Genomic DNA, 17,389 nt, shown 5'->3' with positions numbered 1-17,389 from the left:
CCGTACTCCCGCAGGAGTCTTCGCTCCTTCCGCTCCAATCAACAATGGTCTTTAACATTGCCGATTGATTAGTTTGGATCTTTATAATTCATAGCCCTTTCACTGTCTCCAAAACCTTTGGTGGTTGGATCTTGAACGAGCCCGAGCATAGATAGTATTACAAATATGACATTTACTAATGTCAAAATTGAATTTTGAATCGCATCAGTTAGTTGAAAATCGGTAATCCCTAGTGAATTTAATCCAGCCAGCACCAGTTGAGCAACAATCATCAGCTGTGAAATAAATGCGATTACCCAGTTTTTGTTGCGAAATCGGACCTTCCAGTTGATCATCATCCCATCCCCTTCCCTATGTTAATTGGCCTTTCTATAACATATGCTTGGACTGGAATTGGTTGTCCACGGATATCACGAATTTCTTATTGTTGGTCTTTTTCCACAAGAAAATTTATAATATAAAAAATCAATAATCCCTAATAGAGAAGGAGTTCTTATGGACAAGTTACATCCACTTTGGGAAATGGTCTCACGTTTTTGGAAAAAGAAACATCTAACACAAATATTCTTATTACTCATCCTGGTTGTTGTTCTCGTGACAATCTGTTATTTTGGCTGGCTGGCGACCAGAGCAAATGTTCAATCCCTGAAGGAAGGATTAAGCCAGCCGACCGTTATTTATGATAAAAATGGCAAAGTGGCAAGCAATGTCGCAACAAACCGTACCAAAGGTATTAAAATGGAAGAACTGCCAAAATATGTGCCAAATGCGGTGGTGGCCATTGAAGATGAACGCTTTTATGAGCATAGCGGCTTTGATATTCAAGGAATCGCTCGTGCCTTTTTCGGCAACCTTTTTGCAGGAAGGATTACTGGCGGCGGCAGCACACTAACACAGCAGCTGACGAAAAATGCCCTTTTATCTCCAGAAAGAACTTATAAGCGAAAAGCTGAGGAATTGTTTTTAGCAGTAAAAATTGAAAAGGTCTATACAAAAGAAGAAATCCTGCAAATGTACCTTAATCAAGTTTATTTCGGCAGCGGCGCTTGGGGGGTCGGCAACGCTTCAAAAAAATATTTCAATAAAAATATAAAGGACGTCACCGTCAGCGAAGCAGCCATGCTTGCAGGGCTATTACATGCACCAAATTATCTGGATCCCTATAAAAACTATGACCTGGCCATGAAACGGCGTGATGTGGTATTGGCCAAAATGAAGGAACTAGGGTTCATCAACACTGCTCAGTACAATCAGGCCAAAAAAGAAAAAATTCGTCTTCATGATGGAGGGGGAAGCTTTGTTGAACGAAAATACCCATATTATGTGGATGCCGTTTTAAATGAAGCGATATCCAAGTATGGATTAACCCAGGATGAAATCTTAACAAGAGGTTACCGAATCTATACCGAAATGGACCAGAACCTACAGGCAGGACTTGAAAAAGTATATAGTAAAAACTCATTATTCCCTAGAGGAAGCGGAAATACATTGGTTCAAAGCGGTTCGGTATTAATGGATCCCGCCTCAGGTGGAGTCCGTGCCCTTATCGGCGGCCGGGGTGAACACGTTTTTCGCGGTTTTAACCGAGCGACTCAATTAAAGGCACAGCCTGGTTCCTCGATCAAACCACTTGCTGTGTATACTCCTGCGCTTGAAAATGGCTATGACTATTCATCCGAGCTTAACGACGAACCGATGACGTTCAGTAATTACAAGCCGGAAAATTTTTCAAAAACCTACCAAGGCAAGGTTCAGATGTATAAGGCTTTAGAAGATTCCTTGAATATTCCTGCCGTTTGGCTGCTCGATCAAGTGGGCTTAAATAAAGGGATCGATTCATTAAAACGGTTTGGAATACCTGTTGAAAAGGAAGATCGAAACTTGGCTATCGCCCTTGGCGGAATGAGCAAGGGCGTGTCACCCTTACAAATGGCTAATGCTTTTTCAGCTTTCCCAAATGGCGGAAAGCGGCAGGACAGCCATTTAATTACAAAAATTGTTGGTCCAACTGGGAATATTATCGCGGAGCGAAAAGCAAAAACGACAAAAGTCACCTCTGAAACTGTCGCAAATGAGATGACCTCAATGCTCTTAAATGTGGTGGAAACCGGAACAGGAAAGCGGGCCCATATCCCTGGAATGCAAATTGCCGGAAAAACAGGTTCAACTCAACTTCCGTTCGCCAATGTCAATGGAACGAAGGATCAATGGATGGTTGGCTACACGCCAAACCTTGTCGGCGCGATTTGGTTAGGCTATGACCAGACAGACCGGCAGCATTACCTGCCGAGCTCAAGCTCAGCCAATGTGGTTCCGATTTTCAGAGAAATCATGCTGGAATCGCAGCGCTATCTTCCAAAAGATAGCTTTGATGTCGTATCCATTAACGCCAAGCTGGCAGGAGAAGAGAATACCGAAAAAAGCATCCAAGATCAGGCCAAAAAAATTGGTAAGGAATTAAATGAAAATGCCCAAAAAATTGGTGCTTCAATCAAAGAACATGCCCCGGCATGGAAAAAAGCATTGGATAGTGCACTATACAATATAGGAGAAGCAGTTAATTCCTTGGTGGAAAAACTCAAGAAGTAAGAAAATAGCACGCTGAAATCAGCGTGCTATTTTTCTTCTCATTATTCTAACAATCCATATTTTCTTTTAAATCTTGATAAAATTTTAATCCAGGTATCGCCGAAAATCAGTAAAAAGATCACATTAGATACAGAATGAAACGTATCGAAAAGAATGCTTGCACCAAAATAAATAAGAAACGCCTTAATCGTAATGTGACTTTCTGCTTGCGTAACAGCTAAGAACCCCCATACATTCATAATCAAACCAAACAAATAACCCCAGACGATTCCAAAGAAAATCCGGCCCGATTTTCTATTCATAAGCTTTGTCTTGCGCAGCAAGCCTGCCGTTAATCCAACCAGTCCCCAAGCAACCATTTGCCATGGTGTCCAAGGACCTTGGCCCATTATCATATTTGATGCCAAGGCTGCAACGGCCCCTATTATAAAACCACTTTCTGCACCAAAAACAAATCCTGCCATCATAATGACAAAGGTCGTCGGCTGGACGCTGGGGATACTGGCAAAGGGAATTCGACCCACTGCAGCAATAGCCGCTAATATGGCTAAAAGGACAATTTCTCTCGGTTCCACTTTCCTACTTTCAAACCTAACAAAGAAAAACAAAATTGAAATAAATACCATTCCGAAACTTATCCATAAATAAGAGTTCTCAAACCTCATCGTTAAATATAGCAAGATCCCGGCAAGGAACAGAAAAACTATAGCCCAGACTTTTTTGAAGTTGCGCATCACTATTGTACCCCGCTGACCGACTGAGCAGCCCGATTCGGTAAATCACGGGCAATTCTTTGCAGCATGGTTGTATAAAAGAAATTACCTTTGAAGAATTCACTGGGTACATCCTCGGATGTAATCTTCCCCTGAAACATCATCCCGCATTTCGTTGCAAACTGGGCAGCAAATTCCACATCATGTGTCGACATCAGAATCGTCATACCTTCAAAATGTAGTGATTGGAGAATATTGGCCAAATTCTGTTTTGAAATGGGATCCAACCCTTTTGTCGGCTCATCGAGTAACAGTATCTCAGGTTTTCTTATCAGCAAACACCCTAATGCTGCTTTTTGCAATTCCCCTCCGCTTAGATCAAAGGGATGGCTCGATATAAGATGTTTAATTCCTAAGTTATTGAGCAGGGTATCCACTTCATTAACATTGGTTAAATCCCAATGGTCCATAGTGTATTGGATTTCTTTTTCTATCGAATCTTGTATAAAAAACAGCTTTGGGTTTTGTGGTAAATAGCCGATTAAATTTATTAATTCACTGTTCTTCATTATTTTCGTTTTCTTTTTGTTAACTAAGATTTTCCCCATTTCAGGCTTTACCAATCCAGCTAAAACCTTTAAAAATGTGGATTTCCCAGAGCCATTTCCGCCTAACAAGGCATAAAATTCACCTTTAGCCAGGCTAAAATCCAAATCATTTAATATGAATTCATTTTTTTTATCATAGCGGAAAGAAATGTTTTTTAAGCCAATTCGTTCATCACCAATTGGATACTCCAGCTTTTTGGGTTCTTCTGAAAAGATCGTGCTCGATTCCTGAACCCAATTTCGTCCTTCCTTTACAGTTAAAGGGATCATACCCGAACCCTTTTGGCTTAAAAATAAGCTTGGGATAGTAGGTACAAAAGCCTGATTCTTCGAGTTCCAAATTTGTGGAAGAACCTCCCTTGGTTCCCCTTCGAATAAGATTTGCCCTTTTTCCATCATGATTATTTCATCTGCAAGGGTAAATACTTCTTCCAAGCGATGCTCTGCCATAATAATCGTCATGCCAAATTCCTCATTCAACCGCTTAAGCATATCTAAAAACTCCCGTGAACTAACAGGGTCAAGCTGAGCAGTTGGTTCATCCAATAGTAAAATGTCCGGCTGCATTAATAGAACAGAGGCAAGGTTTATCTGCTGCTTTCTCCCGCCAGAAAGCTCATGCGATTTCCGATGGAGCAAGGACTCTGCTCCAAAAAAATGGACCATTTCAGCCAGGCGGTTCCTCATTTCACTCGTCTTAAGTCCAATATTTTCTAAACCAAAAACAAGCTCATGCAGGACATCATCTGCAACAATTTGATTTTCTGGATCTTGAAAAACAAAACCAATTTCCTTCGACAGACCTGTTTTCTCCTGTATTGGCGCACCATTAACCGAAATCTGCCCTTTCAGAATTCCATGTGGCTGGATTTCTTTTTTTAACAATCTTAATAGAGTACTTTTGCCAGATCCGGAAGACCCGAAAAGCACCACAAATTTACCTTTATTTATTTTTAAGGATATATTCCCTATGGCTGGTTCTAAGCAATCTGGATAGGAAAATGAAACTTTGTTTAATTCAATATACGCCATCGGAATAATCCACCTGCTTCAATGATTATTGGAAAACTTAAAAACAGGATGTAACCAGCTAGTACAAAAGTATCCATCGATGTAAGCTGCCAGGTTTCCATGATTGGATAAATAGTTAAATAACCTAACCCGTGTACCCTGTTAAATAGTATAAACACAAATAATCCTACGAGAAAAACCACTGCTGCTGCATCTGTTTTCTTAAATTTAAAATATTCGTAGGATGAACGCGGCCCATTTCCGTAGCCCCGTGCTTTCATGGAGTCCGCCGTCTGAATCGCTTCCTCAAGAGAATAGGTTAATAGGGCTTGCACGTAAAGCATTCCCGTTTTGATTCGAAAACTCCATTTTCCCTGATTCACAAAAATCCCTTTACTCCTTTGGACGACTGAAATTTCTTCCAGCCTTCGCCTCATCAGCGGAATAAAGCGGAGGGTCAGCATTAGAAGGACAGCGAATTGCGGTAATATTTTTGCAAATAAAAACAGGAGCTTATTTGGTGTCATAATCACGTTATAGGAAACAAAGACGGCAATGACACCGATGATGGACATAGCATTCATCCCGCCATAAACAACGGCTTCTAATGTAACTCGATGCTGCCCAACTTCAAATAACAGATGTCTTCCTCTTTCATTAAAAAGAGGATTGATTACGATCATGAGGATGAAACTTGTTATGATCAGAAATAACCAACGTTTAAGCCCTTGGAAACGATCATGGAAAAAATTTATGATGAGTATAAGCAATAAGCCTACCCCCAAATAGAACGGATGCAGCAAAAGAAGTAAAAGAGAAACTGCCCCTACATAAAAGAGGAAGGGAATGAAAGGATGAAATTTCTCAAATCGTTCTTTCATTCCCATTCCCTCCTAACTCCCTTCCGTGTAATAACATTCAATCCGATCACCGTCTTTAATCTTTATGACTCCTATGCTTTTAGTAATACTGGCACCATTGTGTTTAAAAACCCAGCCGCTCTTAGCACCATAATCAAATTCATAAATATTGTCAATTCCTTCAATATAGGCCGTTGCCCCGCTTCCCCGTGAATCGACAGTGATTCCTTGTTTTTTTGTCGCCTGTGAGATGATATCAAAAATAGTATCTCCATCATTAAAATTAACCTTCGTTGCTCCAAGAATGGTCCCGCGGTCTTTTGGGCCAATGATAGAAAGAGTAACGGAAGTGACAGGTTTTGGCGTTTGAGTCGTTGTATTTGGTTTTGGTGTCGTGGCAGCGGCAGATGGTTTACTTTGTTGAGTTGAAGTCGACGTACCGTTTGTTTTTGCCGGCTGGGTGGTTGTCTTGCTTGGTGTTGTTTTCGGCTGGCTAGTTTGGGCAGTTTGTGTTGTTGAGTTAGCTTTTGGAGCTGCTTGCTCAGGTTGTTTTTCTTCTGTTGGAGCGGCAGTAGTGGTCTCATTCTCTTTCACTTGTTCGGGTTTCTGTTCCTCAACAACTTTAGAGTCTTTTTCTTCCTTTTTTACTTCTTCAGTCGTTTTAATTTCTTTTTTTGTTTCCTTCGAACTGTCAGAACCTTGACTGCAGCCAATTAAACTAAAAGCTAATAGAAAAATAAAGATTAATAATGCAGATTTTAGTATTTTCATCCTGTTGCCCTCCCCATCCGCCCCCTCCTTGTAAAAAAGAGGGGGCAAGGAATTATAATGCCTTACGTTTCCTTTGGATCATGTATAATACGCTGCCAAGCATTAATAAAAATAATCCCAATGCTAATAAGTTATACATATTTGAAGCTGTATTTGGAAGCTTGTGGCCTTTTTGACTAGTAGTTTGATCTTCAGTTGCCGGCGTTTGGACTGTAGGCTGCTCTACCTGTGGTGTTTCCGGCTGTGGTGTTTTCACCTCAGGTTTTTGTTCTGCTAACGCCATTTTATAAAGAGCACCATTTCCTTTTGAATATAGCTGATAGGCAACTACTGCTTGAAATGCAAGTGAGGTTGTAAATACGTCACTTGTGTCTCCGCCTTGCCAATCAAAACCGCCATCGGCATTTTGGAAAGATAAGAAAAATTGGAACAAGCTGCTGTTACCTCTTGTAAATTGTGTATCATTTGCATCCATTCCTAATGCAGATAGGGCAATAATCACTTGTGCAGCGGTTGAGCTATTATCAATTTTACCGTTTTGATATTGCGATATTAAATATTGAATCGCGCTATCTACTTTTTCTTTTACGCCTGCCTGATTTTTATAAGGTGCGAGGGCTGTTAGAATCATTCCGGTTGTGTCAATGTCACTTGTTGTGCTTTCATCCCAAGCCCAGCCGCCATCAGCGTTTTGTCTTTCAATCAAATGGTTAACGAGCTTTTCCCTTGTCCATTGGGCCGTATTCGGAACAGTGAAATCCGCGCTGTCTAATGCAATCAATGCGAAGGCTACGCCGTTCAATCCCTGCTTAGTAACATTGCCGTTATAAATTGATTCAACAAGGTTGTATCCTTCAACATTCGTCGGGTCACCTCCTGCTGCAAGAATCCCAAGTACATAGCGCTCAGTATCAGTAATTCTTGTAAACTTCCCTTGTCGCTCTTTAACTAGCGCCTTTACGGAATCCAGATAGTTGGCAGGAATAGTTTTACCAGCTTGCTTTAGGGCTATAGCTTCCCATTCACCAACTTGTGATTTTAAAACATAGTCACTCACTGAATCGACTGCATGTTGAAGGTCGGCCGCTGAAACAGTTCCTGCCGGAGGATTTGGATTTGTAGAAGGATCCCCATTACCTCCAGTCCCCGGATCAGGCTGAAAAGATTCTAATTGAAAGCTGATTTGGTTTCCCGACTGAAGCGAGTACCCTTCAGCCCCAGTGGATGCCATTTCTCCGTTGATATAGAAAGCCCAGTAATTGTTACCTTCTGCTTTAATCCCATTAAGGGATGTAATCATTTTTCCGTATTGGGTATCGGTGTATCCTACATTTTCAACGCCAAGCGCGACTTGTAAAAGCTGAAAAGCATTAGGGTGACCGATAATTTCAATTTCAGGTAATTCCTTAACAATGTTTTTCTTATTATCCATTACTTTAAGTGAAACTTTATTTTCGACAGGCTTGGTCCAGTCTTTTAATTGGAAGGTTAATTTATCGCCATTTTGAACGATATAGGAATCCGATCCAACCTGAGCAGAAACCCCGTTAATGTAGAAAGCCCAAAAATTGGTTCCTTCTGCCTTTACTCCATTAATACCGGTTAACATTTTTCCATATGTAGTGTCGGTAAATTCAACGTTACTCTCTCCAACTGCACTAATTAAACTTTGCGTTGCTGTTTCGTTTTCACCAAATGAAACAGATGTTTCAGGCAGTATTGGATTTGTTTCTTCTGTCCCTATTACGGTAATAGTCCCTTGATTTCCAAGGCCAGCAGCAAAAACAGGTGTCTGAACGCCGCTTATGATAAGTGTGAATACAAGCAACAGAGCCAGCCATAAATTCTTTCTCTCTAACATCCTCTTTTCTCCCCTTCTAGTAATCTCAAAATTTTTGACATAAAAAAATCCCCCAAAAAGGAGGAGTGCTATGTACCAAAATAGAAATACAATAAAATTCCTATTTTAACACACTCCTATCCGCGTAGGCTTTAGGTGTTTAAAACAGGCAGGTTTCCTGGCTCATGGTCATCGCTTCCTATGTCTTCCCATCTATTTGACAGTGACAGTTTATAGGTTGCTCCCATTTACAGTGGCGGGACCGCGTTGGCTCTTTCCAACTTCCCTTTTAAGCTTAAGTTCAAAGACTTTAGCACCTGTTTTTTCATCATATTTTTTTATGTTATTTCTATTATAGTAAAACGCTAATTGTTTTGTATATGGTTTTAAATGAATTATTGCTCAATGTTTCGGCAAAGGTTTGCCATTTCAATGGCTGCACTCGCAGCTTCCCAGCCTTTATTGCCGGCTTTCGTACCTGCACGTTCAATAGCCTGCTCAATCGAATCAGTCGTTAATACGCCAAAAATAACAGGCACACCGCTGTCTAAATTGATACGAGATACTCCTTTTGCGGTTTCATTACAAACATAATCAAAATGTGGGGTTGAACCGCGAATAACAGTTCCGAGTGTAATGACAGCATCATACTTTTTACTGTTTGCCATTTTTTGAGCGATTAATGGAATTTCAAAGGCGCCAGGAACCCAAGCAACGTCTACATCTGTCTCGCTTACTCCATGCCGTTTGAGTGCATCCTGCGCTCCGCTTAATAATTTACTTGTGATAAATTCATTGAAACGTCCTACCACGATTCCAACCTTTAATCCTGAGCCAACTAAATTACCTTCAAAAATATATCCCATCTTAATTCCTCCATTTTTTTATTTGGTGCGATAAACTAAGTTGATGATTTCGCTACGGGCTCTCGCTTTCCGCGGGCGTGCCGGGGCCTCCTCTGCGCCTAAGCGCCTGCGGGGTCTCCCCGGACCCGTACTCCCGCAGGAGTCGAGCACCATCCGCTCCAATCACCAATTTCTAAAAAAATTTATTTCTTTAGAATTTGTTTGCAGTATCTTTTTCTTTATTCTTTCGGTATTTAATTAAATCTTCAATGGTAATCATTTTTACCTTTAATTTATCAGCAATTTTACGGAGTTCTGGGACACGAGCCATCGTTCCGTCTTCATTCATAATTTCACAAATGACTCCCGCAGGCGCTGAGCCGCATAGTTTGGCTAGGTCTACGGCCGCTTCGGTATGTCCTGTTCGCTTAAGAACTCCGCCATTTCTTGCGACAAGTGGAAAAATGTGCCCCGGTCTTTTAAAATCTTCTGGATTTGATTCTGGATCAATCATGCTTAGGATCGTTGCTGAACGTTCAAATGCTGAAATTCCTGTAGTTGAAAATTTATGGTCAATGCTTACGGTAAAGGCGGTTCCATGCGGGTCCGTGTTTTTTGAAACCATCGGATCAAGTTCCAGCTTTTGTGCCAGTTCTTGGTCAATTGGAACACATATAAGGCCTCTTCCATGGATAGCCATAAGATTGATGACATCTGGTGTCGCATATTCAGCAAGGGACAAAAAATCTCCTTCATTTTCCCGACCCTCGTCATCACAAACAATGATCACTTTTCCCTCTTTTAAATCGGAAATTGCTGCTTCAATGGTATCAAACACGGATAATCACTCCTTTTAATAAAAGCCGTTTTCTTCTAAAAATTTAGCGGAAATCCCTCCACTACTTTTGTTCTGATTATTTTTTCCAAGATTATTCATAAAATGCCCCACGTATTTGCCAATCATATCGCATTCCAAATTAACGATATCACCAGAGTCTTTTTGCCCTAATATACTTTCACCAAGGGTATGCGGGATTAAAGATAAGGTAAAGCTATTTTCGGAAACTGCAAAAACGGTAAGGCTAGTCCCATCAACTGCTATAGATCCTCTTACAATGATATATCTTAATAATTCGGGGTCTGTATCAATTTCATAATATACGGCATTTTCTAATGCTTTTTTGCTTTTAATGATTCCTGTTCCATCAATATGCCCTGAAACGAAGTGACCACCAAACCTTCCTCCAGCAGCCATTGCTCTTTCAAGGTTGACTTTAGAACCACGTTTAACCATATTTAAACTCGAAGCCCTAACGGTTTCCGGCATTACATCAACAGTAAAGCGATTTCCCGAGAAGGAGGTCACAGTCAGACATACACCATTAACAGCAATACTATCACCAAGATGGACGTCTTCAAGAATTCTTTTCGCGTCAATGGTTAATACAAACGATTCTCCTGTCCTCTGAATATTTAAGATTGACCCAATTTCTTCAATAATTCCGGTAAACATTTTTTCTTCTCCTTTATTAAGGAATACAAAAAACCCTGAAGAATTTTCTCTTCAGGGTAAAATAAAGACAATAGGAAAGTAAGGCTTAGAAATAGGCAATTTTTGCCATTTTCATAATCCTGTTTTTTCCTTCTCCCATCCAGACTTTAACTGTCGGCCCTGGAATTTCACCAGATCCACCGTTTAACGAGTACGTTAACCGGGTCACGGACTAAGAAGCATCGCTTCATCACCGCCGGTTAGGAATTTCACCTTACCCCGAAGGAATTATTAAAATATACTTTCTATAGTAGTATACTTTAATAAAAGAGTAAAGGGAAAGGACTCCTATTTTCAGAAAAATTCTGGAATGTCATATTATTTTAATATGTTTTCACAGGTAATAAGATTTCAAAATGGAGATCACCATTCGCATTTTGTTGTTTATGTTCTTCTTTATAGACTTCTAAACTTAAAGCATAATGATCCTGTTCATAGCCATATTCCTTCATCCATTCGAACATTTGAAGATATGTATTCTTAACTTCTTCGGGTCTGCCCTTATGGACACCAACGACATAGTTTTTTCGCGGGATAGTAAATCCCACCATGCCTTCTGGGATGGCTTCAATTTTTTCTACAGGTTTCGCGACATAATAGGTAAACTCCGTTTCCCTGCTATGAAACGGCGCAATCAACACTGGTTCTTCCGTTTGATGGGGAACTTCGCTTAAACGATTCTCCATCTCTTTAAATAGACTCGGAATGAGCTCAGCTTCTGAATAAGTTCCACTCCAAGAAATTCCAACTACTTTTATCTCTTCTTTTTCTACAACTTGGATTCCCAAGCAAATCCCCCCCTTAAAATCATCATATTATTAATATTCTAAATTTAGTACTCAAATCCCTCCTTAATAATTCGGTTAATATAATATTTCATTAAAATTTCCATTAAAAAAACAACCTATGTTGTCCTAGGTTGCGCGCGAAAGAAGTTATTTCAAAATATTTTGTGAAATATTAAATATATTCCATAGGAAAGTAGCATATATCGCTGATAGGATCCAAGCTAACCATGGTTTTTTATAGTGGACAGCCAAAACAGAAAACATAACAAAGCTAAAAAATGCAGACCACCATAAATTCCAGCCGTTTTTATGGACCATGGCTCCTAATTTCAGATCTGTGTATTCATTTATCGTATAGACAAGAGTCCAAGCGAGGATATGAAGCATTTTTTTCCAAACCGCCTTAGGCATATGGCCGAGAAAAATACTGATTGTCACAGGATATTTTATTAACATAACTAAGAAAGCAATATGTGTGTGCTTTGCCCATAATTTATCGCTTCCAATCGGAACATATTCCCACATGCTATGTTTAAAAAATAAAAACTGATACACCAAATCCCCAACCATCAAGAAAAGAAAGGTAGGGTAATAGGTCCCCCAATTTTTCCAATCACCCCATTTTATTGCTGAAAAAATAAAAATGGCCCCATACATCACGTTCAGATTCACATGACTGCTCCTTCACATTCTAATTACCTGTATTTTTTCCAGTAAATTGTAAATTAATCACATAAAAAACAGAGGTAAATAAATTACCTCTGCTTCACTAGTCTCCTGCTATAGCAACGCTAGCCGGGTCTTTAATCATCCCATCTTGAATTTGCAAATCACCGAAGGAAATTCGTTGGAGTTCATTCCAAACTGTAAGTTGTTCCCGATCATTTTGTTTTACAATTTGATCGTTAGAGATACGATAAGGCACAAACGTCATCCCAATTTTTTCATTCTTTATATCCAAGTGTAATACACCCGTTTGCGCTGCATTCCCTTTTATATAGTTTGGAAAAAGGAAATTTCCGAGCGAATAGGCAATCGGTTTGTCTTTATAATATTCAAAGCCTTGCAGCACATGTGGATGACTTCCAATGACCCCGTCCGCACCTGCATCAATCATTAACTTTGCCCATTCTCGCTGGAAGGGTTCAGGAGTGCGCTTCGTTTCAATGCCCCAGTGGATAAACACGAATAAATAATCGGCGTCCACTTTTTCTGTTTGAATGGTCCGATTGATCAGACTGATATCATAACCATTCGCTAGACCAGGTTTTGAAGTTGTCGCTACCCAGCTAAAATCAGGCAGAACCTTTGAGAAAGCCAGTATTTTAACTATTTTCCCTTTTATGCTGTAGGATTTGGCTGCATACGCTTCGTCTTTGTTCAAACCACCGCCGACATAATCCAATTGATATTGCTTTAAATTGAAGACTGTATCCGTAAACCCTTGTAGCCCAAAATCAAGCGAATGATTGTTGGCCAGACTAACGAGTTGAAACCCCGCGTTCTTTAATCCTGATAACGCAATTGGGTCTGAACGAAAAGTATATTGTTTCCCTTGCTTAGTCCCTCCGGTGGTAATGGATGTCTCTAGATTGACTACGCTTAAATCACTGGAAGCAAGTTCCGTTTTAATATATACGAAAGGATAATCCGCTCCTTTTTGTTTTACTGTTTGCTTTACTGACCAATCAAACATCGCATCCCCTGCAAACGTTAACCGAATTGGTTCCTCTATGACTGTTGAAGCTACCTTCTGTTTAACGGAGATATTATAGGGTGTTTGCTGGAGAGCCAAAAGTTGATCATAATAGGAAGGCTCCCTATCCATGGAATGAATTTGTTTATTAATTCTTTCAAAAAGCTTATCCGCATAAAAATTGAAAAACGATTTTTTTTCGTAGGTTATGTATTGTTTGCCATAGGCCGTTGAGTGTAATAGTACTTGACCACCTATAAAAATCAACATGATGACCAAGATTTTATATTTAAGCAATTCTCTCCCCCCCTGACTTTATCAATAAGTTTAATAGGAGAAAAAGGAAAATACTGTCGTATTTTGTTGAATTTTTTAGATATTTTTAATGTAAAAGACCGCTCAGTAACTGAACGGTCTTAATAGTTTAATAGATAAATTTAACTTCCTGGGGAATGGCCAGATTTAGCCCTTTTGCTATCCGCTCGCCATACTCCGGGTCAGCTTTGTAGAAATGCTGGATTTGACGGAGCTTAATATCATCTCTTTCGACAGGCTTCATCGCCCCAACGATTGTTTCTACTAAACGTGTCCGCTCATCCGCAGACATTAGTCGATAAAGATCCCCAGCTTGAGTGTAATGATCGTTTTGATCATATGCTGCCTGTTCAGCTGCACCTGTAACCTGAAAGGCCGTTTGCTTTTGTTCTGGTGCTTCCTTTGGTCCGCTAAAGCTGTTCGGTTCATAATAAATGGAACCTCCGCCATTGTTGTCGGAACGCATCGCACCGTCACGTTGATAGTTATTCACTTCAACCTTTGGACGGTTAATCGGCAATAGATTGTGGTTCGAGCCAACGCGGTAACGATGGGCATCGGAATAAGCGAATAAGCGCCCTTGAAGCATTTTATCTGGTGATGCCTCGATTCCTGGTACCATTGTTCCAGGCGAGAAGGTTGCCTGCTCCACTTCTGCAAAATAGTTCTCAGGATTGCGATTAAGCACCATGCGTCCTACCTCAATCAGCGGATAATCCTTGTGAGACAAAATCTTTGTCACATCAAATGGGTCAAAGCGGTATTTATAGGCATCTTCAAATGGCATAATTTGAACATGCAATCTCCAAGCAGGGAAGTCGCCTTTTTCAATCGCATTAAATAGGTCTTCAGTATGATAATCAGGATTCTCGCCTGCTATTTTACCTGCAACATCAGCTGCCATGTTTTTAACGCCTTGCTCTGTCTTAAAGTGATATTTCACCCAAACTGCTTCACCTTCAGCAGTGACCCACTTAAAGGTATGACTGCCGTAGCCATTCATATGTCTTAAGGTTGCTGGAAGTCCGCGGTCTCCCATTAAATATGTGACCTGGTGCAGCGATTCAGGTGACAATGACCAGAAATCCCAAACTGCATTTGGATTTTTCAAGTGGGTTTTTGGATCTCTTTTTTGTGTATGGATAAAATCTGGGAATTTAATCGCATCACGAATAAAGAAAATAGGTGTGTTATTTCCAACAAGGTCGTAATTACCTTCTTCTGTATAAAACTTCACCGCAAAGCTGCGGGGATCACGAACGGTATCTGCAGAACCTAACTCACCAGCAACGGTTGAGAAACGGATAAACATAGGTGTTCTCTTTCCAACACCGTTAAATAGCTTAGCCTTTGTATATTTTGACATATCATTTGTCACTTCAAAATAACCATGCGCACCAGCCCCTTTTGCATGAACAACACGCTCAGGTACACGCTCCCGGTTAAAATGGGCCAATTTTTCAAGGAGATGAACATCTTGGATTAATGTTGGTCCCCGTGACCCTGCTGTCATTGAATTTTGATTATCACCAACTGGTGCTCCAGTTCCTGTTGTTAAGTGTTTGTTTTCATTACTCATTTGATCACCTCGTAAACAATTTTTGAACCATTGACTAAATTATAATATAAATTTTATTAAAATCAATATTAATTTGTAATTATTATAATTTAATATTTAATATCAATTATTAAACATGTACACACACTATTACATAGGATTAAAAAGAAAGGACGTTATTCCAAAATTAAGGAAGAACATCCAAAAAATTTGTATATATAAAATTTTAATATGTAAAAAAATAGATTATACTGTATTTATCATCTATTTTAGGAGGCAATTATGTCAGAATCCAATCAAGTAAATCCGGCTGAAACACAAAAAAAGAAAATTAGCTTACAAGAAGCTATGAAACAGCAGCTAGAAAACAAAAAGAGCAAGGCAGCCGCTGGAAGTGGGAATATGAGCGGTTCTCAAGCGACGAAAAAACTAACAAGCCAGCAAACGAAAAAAGTAAGCAACTCACGCAGAAAAATGGGAGTATAATGAAAGGCTAATACATTAAAAAAACAGACTCAGTAACCTGAGTCTGTTTTTTTAATGTTACTTATGATTTACGGACGTTAACCGCTTGTGGTCCACGTTGTCCATTTTCGATTTCAAACGTAACCTCTTGACCTTCATCTAAGGTTTTGTAGCCTTCACCTTGAATTGCTGAGAAGTGAACGAATACATCATCGCCGCCTTCGCGCTCAATGAATCCAAAACCTTTTTCACCGTTAAACCATTTTACTCTACCTGTTTCCATTTCTTTGTAGCCTCCTAGCATGTAGCCATAACATTTTTTTGCAAATTATACTTGCTTGATTATTTTTACCAATCCTTTTTCTTCCTATACAATCTTTATTCCAAAACATGAAAATTTTCTTATTTAAGCACCCATTTGCGAATGGCTTTGGCAACTCCATCCTCTTCATTTGTTGATGTAATCCAATCAGCAGCCTGTTTGACCGTCTCCTGGGCATTACCCATTGCCACCCCAAGTCCGGCCTCTGTAATCATCGCCATATCATTTAGACTATCCCCGACTGCCATCACTTGATTCATTTGTATCCCTAGGCGTTCGCAGACAATTTTGAGTCCTTTTGCTTTATTGATTCCCGATGGATTTACCTCGATGTTTTTTAAGGTGGAATTGCTTAGTTCGAACTCCCCTTTAGCCTGTAATTCTTTTTTAATCAGCTCTCTTGTTGCATCATCCTCGATATTAAAGCCAAATTTTAACCATTCCTTAGTATGTAAATCCTCAGGCATATCATCATGCCAATTGCGTTCGGTGCTGATTGCCCAGAATTTTGTTTTATGCTGTTTAGATAACTCCCACATCCACTCGATAAGCTCCGATTTAACAAGATTTCTTTCAACTATTTCGCGTTTTTCATCCCATATTTCGCTGCCATTTACAGTAACCAAATAGGATGTGAGTTCAAGAGCGTCAGCGTGTTCCCTGCTGGTGAGCAAAGAACGGCCTGTGCTTAGAACTACAAAAATGCCCTTTTCTTGTGCTTCCTTAATTGCCTGCCTATTCTCTTCTGAAATTTTTCCTTTGTTGTTTAATAGTGTCCCGTCCATATCCAGAGCAATCAGTTTAATGTCAGTATCCATTTCGAAATAACTTTCCCCTTTCAAATGTTTTCATTGTTTAAGTAAACACTTTTTATGAATAAAAATCAAAATTTCTTGACTGTATGAATAAGAAAAAAACTGCGATTTTATCAGAAACTAAATTCCAAATTTATTGATTGTCCCTGCAAATAGTCCTGTTGATTTCAACCAAAATTATTGCAACACACCTATTCTTTCTGGCTAAATGAGTTGCAACTTATTTTATATTTTTGACAAGCTTAGTAGGGAGGGCCTGTTCTCATACATGCTTTAATCCCCTTTACCGGCAGTTTCGAAACCTTTCAGTTCTTTTAAACTGCATAGCTGCGCTAAATTTTCTCCTTTTAAAATTTATAAAGCATTTTTCCCATTAAAAAACACTCTGTTGATTGGCGCGGAAGGCACTAAGACTCCTGCGGGATTACGGGGCAGGGGAGACCCCGCAGGAGCGCAGCGACGAGGAGGCTCCCCGACAACGCCCTCGGAAAGCGAAGTGCCTGGAGAGCCAATCAACAGACATGTTAAAAACTATAAAATTTATTACTAATAATATAACAAATTAACACGGTGAATTACTAAAGGACACAAATAAAATAAAAGGCTATCGAGAGTTTTTCGATAGCCTGACTGTGATTAAT

Annotated in this window: 16 protein-coding genes, 1 pseudogene and 2 riboswitches; of the genes and pseudogenes, 2 read left to right on the top strand and 15 right to left on the bottom strand. The window is 39.7% G+C overall.

The genetic code is table 11. The annotated features are described in order from the left end of the window. Positions 1-68 precede the first annotated feature (68 nt). Positions 69-338 (bottom strand): phage holin, encoded by a 270-nt coding sequence (locus ACIFOT_RS01990; protein WP_430061151.1) that lies wholly within the window; start codon positions 336-338, stop codon positions 69-71. 157 nt (positions 339-495) lie between these two features. Between ACIFOT_RS01990 and ACIFOT_RS01985 the strand changes: the two genes are divergently transcribed. Then, positions 496-2,589, top strand: a complete 2,094-nt coding sequence (locus ACIFOT_RS01985) for a transglycosylase domain-containing protein (RefSeq protein WP_430061149.1) — start codon at positions 496-498, stop codon at positions 2,587-2,589. A gap of 41 nt (positions 2,590-2,630) precedes the next feature. Here the strand turns inward: ACIFOT_RS01985 and ACIFOT_RS01980 are convergent, their stop codons facing one another. From ACIFOT_RS01980 to katA, 12 genes and pseudogenes are all read right to left on the bottom strand, one after another. Next, the gene (locus tag ACIFOT_RS01980; protein ID WP_430061148.1) at positions 2,631-3,164 is read right to left on the bottom strand and encodes an ECF transporter S component; all 534 of its coding nucleotides are present in this window, start codon (positions 3,162-3,164) and stop codon (positions 2,631-2,633) included. A gap of 161 nt (positions 3,165-3,325) precedes the next feature. Next, positions 3,326-4,942 (bottom strand): ABC transporter ATP-binding protein, encoded by a 1,617-nt coding sequence (locus tag ACIFOT_RS01975; RefSeq protein WP_430061146.1) that lies wholly within the window; start codon positions 4,940-4,942, stop codon positions 3,326-3,328. Continuing rightward, positions 4,924-5,802, bottom strand: a complete 879-nt coding sequence (locus tag ACIFOT_RS01970) for an energy-coupling factor transporter transmembrane component T (protein WP_430061144.1) — start codon at positions 5,800-5,802, stop codon at positions 4,924-4,926. Before ACIFOT_RS01970 ends, ACIFOT_RS01975 begins: the two co-directional genes overlap by 19 nt. A gap of 12 nt (positions 5,803-5,814) precedes the next feature. After that, positions 5,815-6,552 (bottom strand): DUF4430 domain-containing protein, encoded by a 738-nt coding sequence (locus ACIFOT_RS01965; RefSeq protein WP_430061143.1) that lies wholly within the window; start codon positions 6,550-6,552, stop codon positions 5,815-5,817. A 52-nt stretch (positions 6,553-6,604) separates the two neighbouring features. Then, on the bottom strand, positions 6,605-8,413 hold the full coding sequence (locus ACIFOT_RS01960; RefSeq protein ID WP_430061142.1) for a DUF4430 domain-containing protein: 1,809 nt from the start codon (positions 8,411-8,413) through the stop codon (positions 6,605-6,607). Positions 8,414-8,543: 130 nt separating this feature from the next. Then, positions 8,544-8,728, bottom strand: a riboswitch (cobalamin riboswitch). Positions 8,729-8,787: 59 nt separating this feature from the next. After that, positions 8,788-9,258 (bottom strand): 6,7-dimethyl-8-ribityllumazine synthase, encoded by a 471-nt coding sequence (gene ribH, locus ACIFOT_RS01955; protein ID WP_430061140.1) that lies wholly within the window; start codon positions 9,256-9,258, stop codon positions 8,788-8,790. Between the two features lie 211 nt (positions 9,259-9,469). After that, positions 9,470-10,075: pseudogene (gene ribB, locus ACIFOT_RS01950) on the bottom strand (3,4-dihydroxy-2-butanone-4-phosphate synthase); the annotation flags it as partial. A gap of 15 nt (positions 10,076-10,090) precedes the next feature. Then, positions 10,091-10,750 carry a riboflavin synthase gene (ribE, locus tag ACIFOT_RS01945; RefSeq protein WP_430061138.1) on the bottom strand — a complete coding sequence of 220 codons (660 nt, stop codon included), beginning with the start codon at positions 10,748-10,750 and terminating at the stop codon, positions 10,091-10,093. Positions 10,751-10,873: 123 nt separating this feature from the next. Further along, a riboswitch (FMN riboswitch) is annotated at positions 10,874-11,020 on the bottom strand. Between the two features lie 92 nt (positions 11,021-11,112). Next, complete coding sequence (locus ACIFOT_RS01940; RefSeq protein WP_430061137.1) at positions 11,113-11,577, bottom strand: GyrI-like domain-containing protein; 465 nt, start codon at positions 11,575-11,577, stop codon at positions 11,113-11,115. Between the two features lie 147 nt (positions 11,578-11,724). Further along, entirely contained in the window at positions 11,725-12,249 is a 525-nt protein-coding gene (locus tag ACIFOT_RS01935; RefSeq protein WP_430061135.1) for a CBO0543 family protein, read from the bottom strand. A 97-nt stretch (positions 12,250-12,346) separates the two neighbouring features. Continuing rightward, positions 12,347-13,570, bottom strand: coding sequence for a CapA family protein (locus tag ACIFOT_RS01930; RefSeq protein ID WP_430061133.1), 1,224 nt, complete (start codon positions 13,568-13,570; stop codon positions 12,347-12,349). Positions 13,571-13,697: 127 nt separating this feature from the next. Next, positions 13,698-15,167 carry a catalase KatA gene (katA, locus tag ACIFOT_RS01925; protein ID WP_430061132.1) on the bottom strand — a complete coding sequence of 490 codons (1,470 nt, stop codon included), beginning with the start codon at positions 15,165-15,167 and terminating at the stop codon, positions 13,698-13,700. A 261-nt stretch (positions 15,168-15,428) separates the two neighbouring features. Between katA and ACIFOT_RS01920 the strand changes: the two genes are divergently transcribed. Then, positions 15,429-15,632: a hypothetical protein gene (locus ACIFOT_RS01920; protein ID WP_430061130.1), complete on the top strand. Its 204-nt coding sequence runs from the start codon at positions 15,429-15,431 to the stop codon at positions 15,630-15,632. A gap of 61 nt (positions 15,633-15,693) precedes the next feature. Here the strand turns inward: ACIFOT_RS01920 and ACIFOT_RS01915 are convergent, their stop codons facing one another. Both ACIFOT_RS01915 and ACIFOT_RS01910 read right to left on the bottom strand, forming a co-directional pair. Continuing rightward, a complete protein-coding gene (locus ACIFOT_RS01915) occupies positions 15,694-15,894 on the bottom strand; it encodes a cold-shock protein (protein ID WP_223587819.1) in 201 nt (66 codons plus the stop codon). 119 nt (positions 15,895-16,013) lie between these two features. Continuing rightward, on the bottom strand, positions 16,014-16,751 hold the full coding sequence (locus tag ACIFOT_RS01910) for a Cof-type HAD-IIB family hydrolase (protein ID WP_430061128.1): 738 nt from the start codon (positions 16,749-16,751) through the stop codon (positions 16,014-16,016). Positions 16,752-17,389: the final 638 nt, after the last annotated feature.

This window comes from Neobacillus sp. NRS-1170, assembly GCF_050468025.1.
Note: the sequence above shows the minus strand (reverse complement) of the source record. Positions and strands in the feature narration are given on the sequence as shown.

What these genes read in the sequence shown, in the direction of transcription:
- ribE (WP_430061138.1), bottom strand. Translation starts at nt 10,750, where the DNA reads ATGTTTACCGGAATTATTGAAGAAATTGGGTCAATCTTAAATATTCAG.
- ACIFOT_RS01915 (WP_223587819.1), bottom strand. Translation starts at nt 15,894, where the DNA reads ATGGAAACAGGTAGAGTAAAATGGTTTAACGGTGAAAAAGGTTTTGGA.
- ACIFOT_RS01910 (WP_430061128.1), bottom strand. Translation starts at nt 16,751, where the DNA reads ATGGATACTGACATTAAACTGATTGCTCTGGATATGGACGGGACACTA.
- ACIFOT_RS01985 (WP_430061149.1), top strand. Translation starts at nt 496, where the DNA reads ATGGACAAGTTACATCCACTTTGGGAAATGGTCTCACGTTTTTGGAAA.
- ACIFOT_RS01975 (WP_430061146.1), bottom strand. Translation starts at nt 4,942, where the DNA reads ATGGCGTATATTGAATTAAACAAAGTTTCATTTTCCTATCCAGATTGC.
- ribH (WP_430061140.1), bottom strand. Translation starts at nt 9,258, where the DNA reads ATGGGATATATTTTTGAAGGTAATTTAGTTGGCTCAGGATTAAAGGTT.
- ACIFOT_RS01965 (WP_430061143.1), bottom strand. Translation starts at nt 6,552, where the DNA reads ATGAAAATACTAAAATCTGCATTATTAATCTTTATTTTTCTATTAGCT.
- ACIFOT_RS01920 (WP_430061130.1), top strand. Translation starts at nt 15,429, where the DNA reads ATGTCAGAATCCAATCAAGTAAATCCGGCTGAAACACAAAAAAAGAAA.
- ACIFOT_RS01960 (WP_430061142.1), bottom strand. Translation starts at nt 8,413, where the DNA reads ATGTTAGAGAGAAAGAATTTATGGCTGGCTCTGTTGCTTGTATTCACA.
- ACIFOT_RS01990 (WP_430061151.1), bottom strand. Translation starts at nt 338, where the DNA reads ATGATGATCAACTGGAAGGTCCGATTTCGCAACAAAAACTGGGTAATC.
- katA (WP_430061132.1), bottom strand. Translation starts at nt 15,167, where the DNA reads ATGAGTAATGAAAACAAACACTTAACAACAGGAACTGGAGCACCAGTT.
- ACIFOT_RS01970 (WP_430061144.1), bottom strand. Translation starts at nt 5,802, where the DNA reads ATGAAAGAACGATTTGAGAAATTTCATCCTTTCATTCCCTTCCTCTTT.